Genomic DNA, 15,788 nt, shown 5'->3' on the forward strand with positions numbered 1-15,788 from the left:
GATAAGGGCTGTTTTGTGACAGCCCTTTTTTATTCTCGTACCTTGGTGATTGATGAAATTGATGAAAGTGGATTATCGCTTTCAGCTGATCAATTGTTCTTCAATTGCGTTGCGTAACTTGACGCGATCATGCCGCCAATCACGATTGGGAGAAGCGAGATCGCGAGTGACACAATTCCATTGATGGTTGAGTTCTGGATGCTCAATGGCACCAATCACTACGTCAATATGGCGAGCGCTACAAGCACGTTCACACCATTCTAGTTTCTGCTGCAAACTCATGCGCCCCGCAGGGCCATATTCTGGGGAAAGGTTCTCAACAAAAATCAATTTGGCGCGGGTATTCTCTGCGATCGCTTGGCCGATTTCAGGTAATAATAGCGGTGGCATAATGCTGGTGAGAAAGCTGCCCGGACCGAGAATAATCGCATCTGCTTGAGAGATAGCATGGACGCCTTCCTTAGTGGCGGGGACTTCTGGATCAAGATCCAGCCTCAGTAGATCTTGGGCCATTTCATCAACACTGGTTTCCCCTGTGACCCATTTCCCCTCTACCGATAGGGCGGTTAAGTCAGCTGGATGCTCTGACATTGGTACAATATTGACATCGACTTTGAGCATGTTACGGATCAAGTTAATCGCTTCTAGCGGGCGTACCGAGAGGTGGTCTAAGGCGGTTAACATTAAATTGCCAAGATTATGCCCGTTCAGTTCACCAGCGCCTTTGAAACGGTACTCAAACATCATCGAACTTATGGATGGCTCTGTGATTAACTGATTAATGCAGTTGCGCGTATCTCCCCAAGCGATACCCCCTTGGCAGTGGCGAATACGCCCAGTAGAACCACCATTATCAGTAGTAGTAACAATGCCTGTCGCATTAGAACCAAAGACTTTTAATGCAGCGAGTATTCTGCCTAATCCGTGGCCGCCGCCAATCGCAACCACTTTTTTATCATCATAGAGTGACATGTTTTATATTTCGAGTTGTTCTTTGATGGCCTACAATTTAGAGTAATGCTCAAGCGGATGGTACTCATTTTGTGGTAATTTATGCATCAAAACGGTTTTTTTTCAGTAGAAGCTGGAAACACACACAATATTTAAGTATTTTATCCGTTCGCTGCAACCGATAAGCGTCGAGCGTACGCTTATTGTTGCCATAACTCCGAGCTTATCTGCACTAAGTTTTCTTAAGCGCAACGTTTTTGAAGATAAGTCATTTAAGCCAGTGGCATTGATCCACAAGGGCAAAGTGGGAAACTTTTTTGCCTCCCGTATTTGGAAAGGTGTTCCGTGGCGCAACCATTCGAAGATAAATATCAGCGTAAATTTTACTATTTACGTCTGTCTGTGACTGATGTCTGCAATTTTAAGTGTACCTACTGTTTACCAGGGGGGTACCGACCCTCGGGAACCAAAAATTCTGCTTTTCTAACTCTGCCTGAGATTCAACGCGTGGTGAAAGCGTTTGCGTGTTGTGGAACTTCTAAAGTGAGAATTACTGGCGGTGAGCCGAGTTTACGCAAAGATTTCACCGACATTATTCAGACGGTCGCTGGGCAGCCTGGGATAGAGAAAGTTGCCACCACCACCAATGGTTACCGGATGGCTGATCATGTCATGGCTTGGAAGCAGGCGGGATTGACCGATATTAATGTGAGTGTCGATAGTTTAGACCCGAGGATGTTTCAGCAGATCACCGGTGAAAATCGTTTTTATCAAGTCATGCAGGGAATCGAGCGAGCTTTTGAGGCTGGTTTTGCGCAAGTGAAAGTTAATGTCGTATTGATGAAGGATCTTAATGCGCACACCATGCCTCAATTTTTGGCGTGGATTAAACATCGACCGATCCAACTGCGTTTTATTGAACTGATGCAGACAGGGGAGATGGATGATTTATTTGCTCGCCATCACCTTTCTGGTGTCGCCCTGCGCAATCAACTGATAGCCGATGGCTGGTTACTAAAAGCACGATCACACCATGATGGGCCGGCTCAAGTTTATTGGCATCCTGATTATCAAGGCGAAGTAGGGTTAATCATGCCTTACGAGAAAGACTTTTGCCACAGTTGTAATCGGTTACGCATCTCTGCGTTAGGTAAGCTACATCTTTGTCTGTTTGGTGAGCAAGGTCTCTCATTACGTGATCTATTACAAGAAGATAGCCAGCAATCAGCATTAATTGAACGTATTCAAACCCAGTTACAACATAAGTCTGTTAGTCATTTTTTACATGACGGTAATACAGGTATAACTCCCCATTTGGCATCCATTGGTGGCTAGACCTTTGGGGACAGATAATGAAAAAAGATAAGGTGATGACATGGGTCATGCAGAAAGTAAATTTCAACCCGCTAACATTGCGGTACTAACGGTATCCGATACACGTACGCAAGAAAACGATACCTCTGGTGGCTATTTAGCTGAGCAATTGCAAGCCGCGGGACATCTATTGGCCGATAAGCAAATTGTGATCGATGATAAATATAAAATTCGTGCCATCGTGTCACAGTGGATTGCTGATGAGGCGATTCAAGCCATCTTGATTACTGGTGGCACCGGCTTTACCGCTCGCGATAGTACTCCTGAAGCATTGAAACCACTTTTTGATAAAGAGGTCGAGGGCTTTGGTGAGCTGTTTAGAATGGTGTCGTATGAAGAGATTGGTACTTCAACGATTCAGTCACGAGCTTTAGCGGGATTTGCCAATCACACGGTGATATTCGCTATGCCGGGTTCGACGGGGGCTTGCCGTACGGGATGGACGAAAATTATCCAGCAGCAATTAGATGCGAGCCATCGTCCATGTAACTTTATGCCTCATCTCGCTGGGTAACAGAAAAACATGACTGAATTTAGCCATATTAATGCCAACGGTGAAGCGAATATGGTCGATGTATCGGCCAAACTCGATAGTGTGCGTGAAGCACGTGCAGAAGCTTATATTCGTATGGCACCAGAAACATTGCAGTTAATTATTTCTGGGCAGCATCACAAAGGCGATGTGTTTGCTACCGCACGGATTGCTGGAATTCAAGCCGCTAAAAAAACGTGGGATTTAATTCCTCTTTGCCACCCGTTGTTGCTTTCTAAAGTTGAAGTTCATTTACAAGCTATCGAAGCTGAAAGCTGTGTACGAATTGAATCTGTGTGTAAGCTAGCAGGGAAAACCGGTGTTGAGATGGAAGCGTTAACGGCAGCATCTGTTGCCGCTTTGACTATTTATGATATGTGTAAAGCGGTACAAAAAGACATGGTCATTGAACAGGTGCGTTTACTAGAAAAAACCGGAGGTAAGTCCGGACATTTTAAGGCTACGCGATGATTAACGTTGTTTTTTTTGCACAGACTCGTGAGTTGGTTGGCTGTGATCGGGTCGAGATGCCAGCCAATTTTGCAACCGTTGAGGCTCTTAGGCAGCATCTTGTGCTGCAAGGCGATAAGTGGTCACTAGCGTTAGATGCGGATAAGTTACTGGTTGCTGTTAATCACACCATTGTGGCAATGACTCATCCTTTGCAGTCGGGTGATGAAGTGGCCTTTTTTCCACCAGTCACTGGCGGGTGAGACCGATGGATAGCAGAGTTTCTGTACAAACGGCTGATTTTTCATTGGCCGATGAGTATGCGGCGTTAGCGCAAGATAGTGCTGCTGGCGCAGTTGTCACATTTGTCGGTAAAGTTCGTGATCTCAACCTCGGTGATGATGTGATCGGCTTACGTCTTGAACATTACCCAGGAATGACTGAAAAAGCGCTCAGTCATCTGTGTGATCAAGCCCAACAGCGCTGGCCCTTACAACAAGTACGTATCATTCATCGGGTTGGTGATTTGGATGTTGGTGCGCAAATTGTGTTTGTTGGCGTTGCGAGTGCCCATCGCGGTGCGAGTTTTGCTGCTTGTGAATTCATTATGGATAGCTTAAAAACTCAAGCCCCGTTTTGGAAGAAAGAACGCACCACACACTCTGAACGCTGGATAGAATCGCGCGAATCCGATCACCAGGCGGCTAAACGTTGGTAAATCAAAACCCCGAGCCAGCTTTTTGTTTGGCTGACTCGGGGCGTTCCCTCTCTAAAACGGCTCGGCCTTAATACCTCGCTTAAAACGTTCGCTTTGTTACAAAAAAATCGTCTTCCTCTCTAGTAAAATCAAGAAATTAGTCAACACTTACTATAGGCACCTTAATTGACTCGGAGTGTCATTAAGGACTTGTTTGTCTATTTAATCATTATGGGATAGCCATCACTAAGCTCAGAGAAGTGCTCATGGCATAGCGATGGTTAAGAACGCCAAGGAGATAGCAATGGATTCACTCAAAGTAAGAGATTACATGACCGTCAAAGCGGTAACCTTTAGTCCTGAGATGTCACTCAGTGCGGCTTTAGAGCGCGTAAGTGGTTCTGAACATCTTGGTGGGCCAGTGATTGATGATCAAAAGAGAGTGATCGGCTTTCTTTCTGAACAAGATTTGCTCGATAAATTAGTTAAAGCCAGTTACCTCTGCCATGACTCTCATACGGTGAGTGACTGCATGCATCAAGAAGTGCTGTCGGTTTCTCCGGAGACGTCAATCATCGAACTGGCTGATATGATGAAAGTCGGTAAGCCGAAAGTCTATCCGGTGATAGAACAAGGAAAGTTAGTGGGTATCATTACCCGTCGTAATGTACTGTTAGCGATCGGTAAAAACCTCGCCACCAGTTTTAAACATCCAGTTTAATCGCTAAACAACTAAAGTGAGAACATTGGCTTATAGGGTGGGATTAAGGTTTTGTAGAGACTCGCTCTCTCTTTTTGAACTTAGCTCAAGAGCCTATAGTTAAATGCGCAAAAAACACTTGACCTTGGAGTTAGCTCCAAGGTGTAAGCTCAACACATCATCAAATTAGGAGATTGATTGATGTCTGTTAAGCATTCAGGGTGCGGTGTCACTCATGGTTCTCATGCCACTCATAGTCAGGCGTCTTGTTGTTCTGCAGCGTCAAGCACTCATCACATGCAACCTGAGGTTGCCAGCTGTGCTCAACCAACTGAAGATAAAAACACGCGCAGTGCCGCGGACAATGTGCATGACTCGGTTGCTAAGTTCCAACGCAGTTGGCAAGTTGTCGGGATGGATTGCCCATCGTGTGCGCGGAAAATAGAAACGGCGTTACAGAAAATTCCAGATATTGTCACTGCCCAGGTTCTGTTTGCGACAGAAAAGTTGGTGGTGCAGTTTAATCAGCAAGCAACGGTTGCGGCGGTTGAACAAGCCGTTAGTCGTGCTGGTTTTCAGATTCAGCACTCGACCTCTAAAGTCGCATCTCCTCACTCTTCCCTCCGAACATGGTTAACACAAGCGGACAATCGACGTCTGGTTTTGATCAGTTCAGCGATGCTAGTCGCCGCTCTAATGACTCAGTGGTCGAGTGAGTTAGCGCAGTGGATGTTTACACTAACCTGTTTATTAGGCTTGGTTCCGATTGCGCGTAAAGCTTGGCAATTGGCAAGGTCAGGTACGCCATTTGCGATTGAAACCTTAATGACTGTCGCCGCACTGGGCGCTTTGTATCTTGGTGAAACGGCCGAAGCGGCGATGGTGTTATTACTGTTTTTGGTTGGCGAGCGCTTAGAAGGCATTGCGGCTGCACGAGCGCGTTCTGGTGTACAGGCGCTGATGGCGCTGGTGCCTGATCAAGCGACGAAAATAGAACACGGCCAGCGAGTGTTAGTTGATGTGCAAGATCTGCGACCCGGTGATCACGTTGAGGTTGCTCCTGGAGGGCGTTTACCTGCTGATGGGCAGTTGATGGATCAAGCGGCGAGCATTGATGAAAGTGCATTAACCGGAGAATCGATTCCGGTTGAAAAGCAAGTCGGTGACACGCTCGCTGCAGGCTCTGTAGTGGTTGACCGTTTGATCCAAGTGCAGATCACTTCATTACCGGGACAAAATGCCATTGACCGTATTTTACACCTCATTGAGCAAGCTGAATCTCGTAAAGCGCCCTTAGAGCGGTTTTTAGATCGATTTAGCCGTTGGTATACCCCGCTGATGATGCTGATTGCTTTATTGGTTGTGCTCATTCCACCATTAATGTTTGCTCAGCCATGGGAAACCTGGACCTATCGTGGACTGGCGTTATTACTCATTGCTTGTCCTTGCGCGTTAGTGATTTCAACCCCAGCGGCGATTACCTCTGGTTTAGCCGCGGCAGCAAGACGCGGTGCTTTAATCAAAGGGGGAGCGGCACTTGAGCAGCTTGGCCGAGTGACCATGATGGCGTTTGATAAAACCGGAACACTAACACAAGGAAAGCCACAGGTAACGGACATGATAAGCTTAACGGATCTGCCGTCATCTCAATGGTTAGCGGCAGTAGCGGCCATTGAGCAAGGGTCTAGTCATCCTTTAGCCACTTCGTTAGTGGATAAAGTGCAAGCCCAAGGCTATACAATCCATCAAGCTTCTGAGCAACAAGCGTTACCGGGCCGCGGTATTACAGGCTTAGTTGCTGGTCAACGCTATTCACTGTTGTCGCCAACTCAGCTCGATGTGGTGGTTAGTGCCGCTGTCACTGAATCGATTGAGCAACTCGAAGCGCAAGGGAAAACGGTCGCGGTTGCTTTGCAAAATAAGCAACCGATAGGCGTTATTGCTTGGCAAGATACATTACGTGATGAGGCGCAAGTCGCGATTGCACAACTGAAAAAAATCGGCATTAACAGCATCATGTTGACCGGGGATAACCCACGCAGTGCCGCAGCTATCGCCGATAAGCTCGGCATGGATTTTCAAGCCAGTTTATTGCCTGAGGATAAAGTGCAAGTGGTCGAGCAATTATCACAGCTTCAACCGGTTGCAATGGTGGGGGATGGTATTAATGATGCTCCTGCGATGAAGCAGGCCAGTATCGGTATTGCGATGGGCAGCGGTACCGATGTCGCGTTAGAGACGGCGGACGCAGCATTAACCCATAATCGACTCATTGAGTTGGCAGGAATGATCGAATTATCTCGCGCTACGCTGAATAATATTCGACAAAATGTGACATTAGCTTTGGGCTTAAAGGCCATTTTATTGGTGACCAGTTTACTCGGTATCACAGGCTTATGGATGGCAGTATTGGCTGATAGTGGTGCGACGGCGTTGGTCACTCTGAATGCTTTGCGTTTACTACGCTTTAAGCCATCAGTAGCGGATTAGAGTGAGCCATAGGGATTAAAACCATTTGAGTTGAATCACGAGCGAATAGTGTTGAGTTGCATTTGAATTGCTCATTTTTGTGATGCAAACCGTTTTTCTTTGAAATGCTGGATTTTATTGCTGACGTAGTTGTGATGCTTGTCACTAAATATTGTTGGTTACTGGGATAGAGTCACTAGGTACCCGAAATTAATGATGAGCTGAACAAGCCGCAATCAAGGAGTAACTTATGTCTCAAGCTGTCTTTCACCTAGGAGTGACCCAAGCCGATCTAAATGGTGCAACGTTGGCGATTATCCCTGGTGATCCTGCCCGTGTGCAAAAAATCGCTGAATTAATGGAAAACCCGGTTTTTCTAGCTAGTCACCGTGAGTACACGCTTTATCGCGCTGAGTTAGATGGTCAATCTGTTGTGGTTTGTTCAACGGGTATTGGTGGTCCATCAACGTCGATTGCGGTAGAAGAGCTCGCTCAATTAGGTGTGCGCTCTTTCTTACGTGTTGGTACCACTGGTGCAATTCAACCACACGTCAACGTCGGCGACATGATTGTTACCACTGGCTCAGTACGTCTTGATGGCGCTAGCTTACACTTTGCACCGATGGAATTCCCTGCGGTACCGGATTTTGCAGTAGCAACCGCGATGAAAGAAGCCGCAGAAGAGAGCGGCGCTACCGTTCACATGGGGGTAACGGCATCAAGCGATACGTTCTACCCGGGTCAAGAGCGTTATGACACATTCACCGGTCGTGTTGTTAGCCGTTTCCAAGGATCAATGAAAGAGTGGCAAGAGATGGGCGTGCTGAACTTTGAGATGGAATCTGCGACGCTATTAACCATGTGTGCTAGCTCTGGTTTAAAAGCAGGCTGTGTAGCGGGTGTTATTATTAACCGTACTCAAAAAGAGATCCCAGATCACGCCACCTTAAAAGAGACCGAAGCTCGTTCAATTAAAGTGGTGGTTGAAGCAGCGCGTAAGATGCTTAAATAATCGCTATCATTGATTGAGTTAGTATTAAAAAGCGCCACAATCGTGGCGCTTTTGCTATTTGAATCTTAATACCTAGTGAGGTTATTTAAGCCAGTGCGAGTTGAGGTAACGGTAAATATAAGCTTTCAGTCACTTCTGAGAGCATTTGGTCGTACACTTGAGCGATCGTCAGCGATAATTCAGAAGTCAGTTGATAAAACTGCTTCGCATCGAGCTCTAAATGCGGATTGTCATGGAGCTCACTGAGTTGGTGCATGGCTGCGGAGCAAGTCGGTGAGGCGATTGATAAAGGGCTTATTAGTGCTAGCTGGCTCAGTTTTCGTCGCATGAGCTCACTGTAATGACTGAGACGAAGCCGCCCCTCTTGACTCCCCATCTCTTCAATACATAAACGTAACTGGGTCAGTGAATCCATACTATCGATGACTTGTTGCCAATTCATATGATATTCATCACTCAGATCGTCTCGATGTGATTCAGCTAACCAAGCGAGAACAATTTCGTCAATTAAAAATAGACAATGACGAATCGCTTTACCGTGAGCGACTTGGTTCCTTGCTACGCTATAATCCGGCCATTCATGGCGAATGGCGGTTAATTTAGCTTGGAAAATACGATACAGAGGTTTGTTATCAAAGTGAGCATGGGCAATCAAATGAGATAAAGTCTGATCGATAGCAGATTGAAGATGATTAATTTCTTGCTGACGATCTTGGCCAAACATCAACTCGTGATGGGTTGCTTGACGATGTTGACGACAAAGATAAAGTAACTCGCGTAAATCAACTAAGAGTTGATATTTACGTTGTAGGCTGGATTCTTTCTGTTTAGCAAAGAAAAATAATCCGCCAAGAATCGCGATAGAGATAAGCATGGAAATAAAGACAAACATAATCCACTCCTTGTGTATGTGGCTTGCTCAGAACAGAGATTCCTTTCTCAATGTAGGTTGCTGTACGCGTTAACCGAATTGTCATCACTATTGATGAGCAGATATCACGACGTCACCTAGGTTGAGTATTCCCCTGAGTTGGATATTGCATGCTTAATGCCAAGTTTTTATGTATTAAAAATCAATTGGTTATGTTTTCTTTGCTGGTGTTTGTGCACTAAAAAGGTGCAATTTGCGCTAAAAGTGTGAACACAAGCGAAAAAAAAAGCCCTCTCGAGGAGAGGGCTAATCATCTTTCACGTAGTTAAAATCGACAGACTACATGACGCGCATGCCGGCTTGTGCACCTTCATGAGGCTCAAGAATCCACAACTGGTCACCGCCAGGGCCTGCAGCGAGGATCATGCCTTCTGACATACCAAACTTCATCTTGCGTGGTTTAAGGTTAGCCACCATCACGGTATATTTACCGACCAGCTCTTCAGGTGAGTAAGCGGCTTTTATTCCAGAGAACACTTGGCGTGTTTCACCACCAATATCCAACTGGAATTTTAGTAACTTATCGGCCTTTGGCACCGCTTCACAAGAGAGGATTTTGGCAATCCGTAAATCAACTTTAGCAAAATCGTCAAATTCGATTTCTGCGGCGATGGGATCTTTGCTTAACTCTGTTGCTTGACTAACCGGCTGAGCATTTTCTATCGCGGCTTTTTCCAGTGCTGCTTCTTGTTTTGAGGTTTCAATCATCGCTTCAACATGCTGAGAGTCAATACGATTAAACAGCGCTTTAAATGGGGTCAACTCATGACGAGTCAGTGGTGTTTGAATACCATCCCAAGTCAGTTCTTGATTAAGGAAAGCTTCCGTCCGCTCAGCTAACGCTGGCATTACAGGCTTGAGGTAAGTCATCAATACGCGGAATAGGTTAATGCCCACGGTACAAATATCTTGCAGCGCTTGCTCTTGGCCTTCTTGCTTGGCGATAACCCAAGGCGCTTTTTCATCCACATATTGGTTGGCTTTATCTGCTAATGCGGTGATTTCACGAATCGCACGACCAAATTCACGAGTTTCATAAAGTTCAGCAATACGTTCAGCCGCCGCGGCAAATTCGGCGTACAATTCAGGCTCGGCAAAGGTTGCTGATAACTGATTATCAAAACGTTTACTGATAAAGCCCGCATTCCGTGAAGCGAGGTTAACAATCTTGTTGACCACATCAGCATTGACGCGCTGCGTGAAGTCTTCAAGGTTTAGATCGAGGTCATCAATACGGTTGTTCAGTTTTGCCGCGTAGTAGTAACGTAAGCACTCAGGATCTAAATGTTTTAAGTAAGTACTCGCTTTGACAAACGTCCCTTTTGACTTCGACATTTTCGCGCCATTAACCGTAACATAACCATGCACAAAAACATTGGTTGGTTTACGGAAACCACTGCCTTCAAGCATTGCTGGCCAAAATAGGCTGTGGAAGTAAACAATGTCTTTACCAATAAAGTGGTACAGCTCGGTTTGACTGTCTTTGCGCCAGTATTCGTCAAAGTCTAAATCATTGCGCTTGCTGCAAAGATTTTTGAATGACCCCATGTAACCAATGGGTGCATCGAGCCACACATAAAAGAATTTATTGGTTTCACCGGGGATTTCAAACCCAAAATAGGGCGCATCTCGGGATATATCCCATTGCTGCAAGCCACCTTCAAACCACTCTTGCATTTTATTAGCGGTTTCGGTTTGCAGCGAGCCAGAACGAGTCCACTCTTTGAGCATGCTTTCAAACTGTGGCAAGTCAAAAAAGAAGTGTTCAGAATCTTTCATCACAGGGGTTGCACCTGAGACCGCAGATTTAGGATTGATCAGTTCCGTTGGGCTGTAAGTTTCGCCGCAAGCATCGCAGTTATCACCATATTGATCTTCTGACTTACATTTTGGGCAGGTGCCTTTGACGAAGCGATCCGGTAAGAACATCTGTTTTTCAGGATCGAATAACTGAGAAATGGTGCGACTAGAAATAAAGCCATTTTTTTTCAGTTCAAGATAAATATGCGAAGCCAACTCACGGTTTTCTTCACTGTGGGTGCTGTGATAGTTATCAAAACTAATATCAAACCCAGCGAAATCTTGCTGATGTTCTTCGCTAACCGCGGCAATCATTTCTTCAGGCGTAATACCCATCTGCTGCGCTTTAAGCATGATTGGTGTGCCATGAGCGTCGTCAGCACAGATGAAATTTACAATATTGCCGCGTAGGCGTTGGTAGCGCACCCAAATATCCGCTTGGATATGCTCAAGCATATGACCTAAGTGGATGGAACCGTTAGCGTACGGAAGGGCACAAGTTACCAGCAGTTTCCTTGGAGAAACGTTTCTTGGTTCAGTTGCCATACTTAATTATTCGCTATGTTTGATAGGTATTGAAAATAGCCTTCAATACTACCTGATGAAGCTACTCACGCCAAGGCGTGAGTCATGATAAGGCCTTAACTTTTTTGGGGTTCAGTGTGGGCAGATTGAGTGGTAGCATGAACAAAAAAGGAGGGCTTATGCTCACATTTACGTCCAAACACGATTTTTGTTCTTGGCTTAATCAGTTTTCTCACCCCAATTTAATTAGTGATTGGGCGCATTCACCGGGCGTGGTTCAAGTAACGGCATCTGGGCAATTTGCTATTCATATTCCATTTGCCGCTCACGCTTTGCGCCAAGAGCTGCAAGCTTGGATAACTAATCAGCAGCAAACGAAAGCCGTTGCCGCTTTTGATTATTCAGTCAATGTTACTCCTAAGGCCTTGATCACCAAAGTTCCGCATGGTGTTAAAGGCGTGAAAAATATTATTGCCGTCACGTCGGCGAAAGGCGGGGTGGGTAAATCAACCACAGCCGCTAACTTGGCGCTCGCGATAGCGGGCAGTGGTGCCAAAGTTGGTTTATTGGATGCGGACATTTATGGCCCTTCGGTACCGATGATGTTTGGCACTCAAGATGCCAAGCCAAGTGTGCGTGATAATAAATGGATGCAGCCAGTGAAAGCGCACGGTATCTATACCCATTCGATAGGTTATTTAGTCGATAAAGCGGATGCAGCGATCTGGCGTGGTCCGATGGCATCAAAAGCATTAGCTCAACTTGTTAATGAAACTGAGTGGCCTGAGTTGGACTATTTGGTGGTGGATATGCCTCCGGGTACCGGCGATATTCAATTAACGTTATCTCAGCAAATTCCGGTGACAGGCGCGGTCATTGTCACCACACCACAAGATCTCGCCTTGGCTGATGCACGAAAAGGGGCGGCAATGTTTGCTAAAGTTGACGTGCCCGTGGTGGGATTAATTGAGAATATGAGTTATCACATTTGCCGTCATTGCGGTGAAAAAGAAGCGATTTTTGGTGTTGGTGGTGCGCAAACGTTAGCCACTGAATATGGTTTATCATTGCTGGCGCAAATTCCGTTGCATGTCACACTCAGGGAAGATATTGACGCTGGCAAACCGACAGTGATAGCTCGTCCTGACAGTGAGCATAGCCAACAATATTATGCGCTCGCCGAGCGGATTTGTGCCAGCTTGTATTGGCAAGGCAAAGCGAAGCCGCAGACCATCGATCTGACGTTCGTGAGTGAATAGCAAAATTGAGTTTAGCGACTGAGCGCGTTGAGTTTATTCGGCGTTCAGTCGCCAGTTCAGCCAACACGTTAAGCAACCAATATCACTGCCTTTATTTTTGCCCAGAGAAGTAATCGTTTGCTTTGGGTTAATTTTATTCACTGTCAGAAAATACGGATATTTACCGTTGAGTGAACTGGTATCTAACCGACGAACTCCCTATAATCAGGCGGTTTATCTTATCTCCTCACATACACGTATCGGGTACACTGAACCATGTCTGATAATAATCAATGCGTCATCGTCGGTATTGCTGGCGCTTCTGCTTCTGGGAAAAGCCTTATTGCCAGTACCATTTATAATGAACTGCGCGCGAAAGTAGGCGACCATCAAATCGGTGTGATCACGGAAGATTGCTATTACAAAGACCAAAGCCATCTGAGCATGGACGAACGTGTCAAAACCAATTATGACCATCCTAATGCCCTAGATCACGATCTACTCTGTGATCATCTGCAAGCTTTAGTTCGTGGCGAAGCGGTTGAAGTCCCTGAATACAGTTACAGTGAACATACGCGCACCGCTAAAACCAGCACTATGACGCCGAAAAAAGTGATCATTTTGGAGGGGATTTTACTTCTGACCGATCCTCGTCTGCGTGATTTAATGCATGCAACCATTTTTATGGATACACCGCTCGATATCTGTTTATTACGTCGAGTCAAGCGTGACGTTGAAGAGCGTGGACGTACTATGGAATCGGTATTGAAACAGTATCAAAAAACCGTTCGTCCGATGTTTATGCAGTTTATTGAACCGTCTAAACAGTACGCCGATATTATTGTTCCACGTGGTGGTAAAAACCGCATTGCGATTGATGTCTTGAAAGCCCATATCGCAAAATTGCTTAAATCATAAAATTTACCGATCGTTGACTTTATCTTTTCCGATTAAAGTGGCACCTTAGATGCCACTTTTTTTATTTTCGTCAAGCAAGGAAAAAGCAGATGAAAAAACTGTCCCTATTCATTGCGGCGCTGCTGGTGATGGTTATCGCGGCAGTGGTCGCGTTAGTGGTTTTCGTCAATCCAAATCAATTTAAACCTCTGATCATTGAGCAAACCAGACAACAAACGGGCCTTGAGTTAGTCATTGAAGGCGATATCAGCTGGCAGTTCTTTCCGGCGATTGGTTTCGAACTTGGTAAAACCGAGTTAAGAAATCCTGACGGATTTACTCAAAATAACCTATTTAAGGTCGATCGTGTTGGGATTGATATCGCGGTCATGCCACTTTTTCGTCATCAACTGCATATTGGTAATGTTCGCCTTGAAGGGGCCGAATTTTATCTAGAAACGTTACCAAATGGTCGTTCTAACTTAGATAGCTTGACTCAAGCACAAAACCAAAAACCATCCACACAGGTGGAGGCGGTGCTGACCGACTCACCATCTAGCCAGCCAGAAGAGACAACCGCCGATCAAGCTTGGACTTTGAGTCTTGCTGGCGTGACTGTTAGTCAGGCACGATTAGAAATGCTTGATCAGCAAACGGGCACACACAGTACCTTATATGACGTTGATCTTACGGTGTCAGAATTTGCTGCCGATCGTTGGACCAGCGTGGATTTTTCGGCCAAAGGAAGTGCGAACCAACAACAGTTTAGTGTGCACGGGAAGGCGGAGATAAAACTGTCTGCAGACTTTAAACAGTATGCTCTACGCAATATTACGCTTAATAGTACGTTCGAAGACCCATCGGTACGGATAGACGCTTTACAACTTAAGCTCGCGACCTTTGAATTTGATCAAGACAATGCGCTGACTTTTGCTGTGAAAGGTAACGCAGCCGACATGACATTTGACGTTAGCGGCCAAGCGCAGTTGCAGGTTGATGCGGCGATCAGTACTGTTTCGTTGGATAAGTTACTTCTGAATTCGACATTACAAGGTGCGGCTTTACCACAATCACCGCTGCAGGTAGAAATGGCGTCTCGTATCGTGTTTGATGTGACCAACAGTACGCTGGATGTAGCGTTAGATAGGTTGATGGCCAACGCAATAGCGTTATCTGGACAAGCGAACATTCATTTGGCGGATATACCTAAAATCCGTTTTCAATTGCATAGCCCTGCGATTGATCTCGATGAATTTTTAGGGCTCGATCAAGTGGCGTCAAACTCTGCTGCCCAGCCATCGGTGAATGCACCCACTTCGCCACCGGTAGAGGTTGAACCAGATTTATCGGCTTTACGAGACTTAGATGTGGTTGGAGAGATAACCATTGATCGGTTTAAAGCAGGCAATGCCAAGCTTGAGCGTGTACATACTCGTTTTGTTGTTAACCGAGGTGTGATCGATCTTAATACGCTAACGGCTGAACTTTATCAGGGTAAGATCCAAGCGAGCGCCAAGGTTGATGCACGAAAAACACCCGCAACCTATCAGGTTAAGAAGACCATTACTGGTGTTCAAGTTCAGCCATTATTGATTGATGTGGCCGACAATGACTTACTACAGGGAACGGGTAACATTACGGTAGATGTGCAAGGTCGTAGCCTAACCCCAAGCGGTATTCAGAAAAACTTGCTGGGAACGGTCACGATTAACTTCGCTGATGGTGCTGTCAATGGCATTAATATCGCTCAGTTAATTCGCACCAATCATGCGCGTTTGAGAGGGCAAACGTTAGACGAATCTGAGGCAGTGAAGCAAACTGACTTTAGTGCGCTGACGGCGACGCTGCAACTGAATAAGGGTGAAGTGTCGACCAATAATTTAGCGATGCAATCGCCGTTATTACGAATTCGTGGTGAAGGTAAAGCCAATTACTTAAACGAAACGGTTGATTTTGTGGTTCGCACATCCATTGTTGGGACGCTGAAAGGGCAAGGCGGTAAAGATATCGACGAGTTGCGAGACGTCACTATCCCGATTCATATTTCTGGCCAATGGACTGAACCAAGATACCGATTGGTGTTTGATGATCTGCTTAAGCAAAGAGCGCAAAAGGAGATTGACCGCGGTATTGAGAAGCTCGGTGATAAAGTGAAAGGTGAAGAAGCGAAACAAGCGGTGGATGCCTTGAGAGGGTTATTGCGACGCTAAGC

The 15,788-nt window shown here is 45.8% G+C and carries 14 protein-coding genes and 1 riboswitch; of the genes, 11 read left to right on the forward strand and 3 right to left on the reverse strand.

What is annotated here, in order from left to right; translation table 11 throughout:
- Positions 1–81: 81 nt before the first annotated feature.
- Positions 82–972, reverse strand: coding sequence for a YvcK family protein (locus FKQ60_RS06280; protein WP_004394875.1), 891 nt, complete (start codon positions 970–972; stop codon positions 82–84).
- A gap of 182 nt (positions 973–1,154) precedes the next feature.
- Positions 1,155–1,308, forward strand: a riboswitch (molybdenum cofactor riboswitch).
- Between FKQ60_RS06280 and moaA the strand changes: the two genes are divergently transcribed.
- The 8 genes from moaA (at position 1,297) to udp (ending at position 8,185) form a co-directional block, all read left to right on the forward strand.
- A complete protein-coding gene (moaA, locus tag FKQ60_RS06285) occupies positions 1,297–2,286 on the forward strand; it encodes a GTP 3',8-cyclase MoaA (RefSeq protein WP_004394876.1) in 990 nt (329 codons plus the stop codon). It overlaps the preceding riboswitch by 12 nt.
- Positions 2,287–2,326: 40 nt before the next feature.
- Positions 2,327–2,839, forward strand: coding sequence for a molybdenum cofactor biosynthesis protein B (moaB, locus tag FKQ60_RS06290; protein ID WP_004394877.1), 513 nt, complete (start codon positions 2,327–2,329; stop codon positions 2,837–2,839).
- Between the two features lie 9 nt (positions 2,840–2,848).
- Positions 2,849–3,328: a cyclic pyranopterin monophosphate synthase MoaC gene (gene moaC / locus FKQ60_RS06295; RefSeq protein WP_072669801.1), complete on the forward strand. Its 480-nt coding sequence runs from the start codon at positions 2,849–2,851 to the stop codon at positions 3,326–3,328.
- Positions 3,325–3,570 carry a molybdopterin synthase sulfur carrier subunit gene (gene moaD, locus FKQ60_RS06300; protein ID WP_004394879.1) on the forward strand — a complete coding sequence of 82 codons (246 nt, stop codon included), beginning with the start codon at positions 3,325–3,327 and terminating at the stop codon, positions 3,568–3,570. The genes moaC and moaD overlap by 4 nt, the downstream gene beginning before the upstream one ends.
- A 5-nt stretch (positions 3,571–3,575) precedes the next feature.
- Positions 3,576–4,025, forward strand: a complete 450-nt coding sequence (gene moaE, locus FKQ60_RS06305; RefSeq protein WP_170904340.1) for a molybdopterin synthase catalytic subunit MoaE — start codon at positions 3,576–3,578, stop codon at positions 4,023–4,025.
- Between the two features lie 283 nt (positions 4,026–4,308).
- Positions 4,309–4,725, forward strand: a complete 417-nt coding sequence (locus FKQ60_RS06310; RefSeq protein ID WP_170904341.1) for a CBS domain-containing protein — start codon at positions 4,309–4,311, stop codon at positions 4,723–4,725.
- A gap of 180 nt (positions 4,726–4,905) precedes the next feature.
- Positions 4,906–7,194, forward strand: coding sequence for a zinc/cadmium/mercury/lead-transporting ATPase (locus tag FKQ60_RS06315; RefSeq protein ID WP_170904342.1), 2,289 nt, complete (start codon positions 4,906–4,908; stop codon positions 7,192–7,194).
- Between the two features lie 229 nt (positions 7,195–7,423).
- Positions 7,424–8,185: a uridine phosphorylase gene (gene udp, locus FKQ60_RS06320; protein WP_004394883.1), complete on the forward strand. Its 762-nt coding sequence runs from the start codon at positions 7,424–7,426 to the stop codon at positions 8,183–8,185.
- 85 nt (positions 8,186–8,270) lie between these two features.
- Here udp and FKQ60_RS06325 read toward each other — a convergent pair whose 3' ends face one another.
- Positions 8,271–9,077, reverse strand: coding sequence for a hypothetical protein (locus FKQ60_RS06325; RefSeq protein WP_170904343.1), 807 nt, complete (start codon positions 9,075–9,077; stop codon positions 8,271–8,273).
- Between the two features lie 318 nt (positions 9,078–9,395).
- Entirely contained in the window at positions 9,396–11,462 is a 2,067-nt protein-coding gene (metG, locus tag FKQ60_RS06330) for a methionine--tRNA ligase (protein WP_170904344.1), read from the reverse strand.
- Positions 11,463–11,620: 158 nt separating this feature from the next.
- Between metG and apbC the strand changes: the two genes are divergently transcribed.
- From apbC to FKQ60_RS06345, 3 genes are all read left to right on the forward strand, one after another.
- On the forward strand, positions 11,621–12,700 hold the full coding sequence (gene apbC / locus FKQ60_RS06335; protein ID WP_170904345.1) for an iron-sulfur cluster carrier protein ApbC: 1,080 nt from the start codon (positions 11,621–11,623) through the stop codon (positions 12,698–12,700).
- Between the two features lie 255 nt (positions 12,701–12,955).
- Complete coding sequence (udk, locus tag FKQ60_RS06340; protein ID WP_004394887.1) at positions 12,956–13,597, forward strand: uridine kinase; 642 nt, start codon at positions 12,956–12,958, stop codon at positions 13,595–13,597.
- A gap of 89 nt (positions 13,598–13,686) precedes the next feature.
- Complete coding sequence (locus tag FKQ60_RS06345) at positions 13,687–15,786, forward strand: AsmA family protein (RefSeq protein WP_170904346.1); 2,100 nt, start codon at positions 13,687–13,689, stop codon at positions 15,784–15,786.
- Positions 15,787–15,788 lie beyond the last annotated feature (2 nt).

The organism is Vibrio sp. A11 (genome assembly GCF_013048705.1).
Lineage (GTDB): Bacteria > Pseudomonadota > Gammaproteobacteria > Enterobacterales > Vibrionaceae > Vibrio > Vibrio metschnikovii.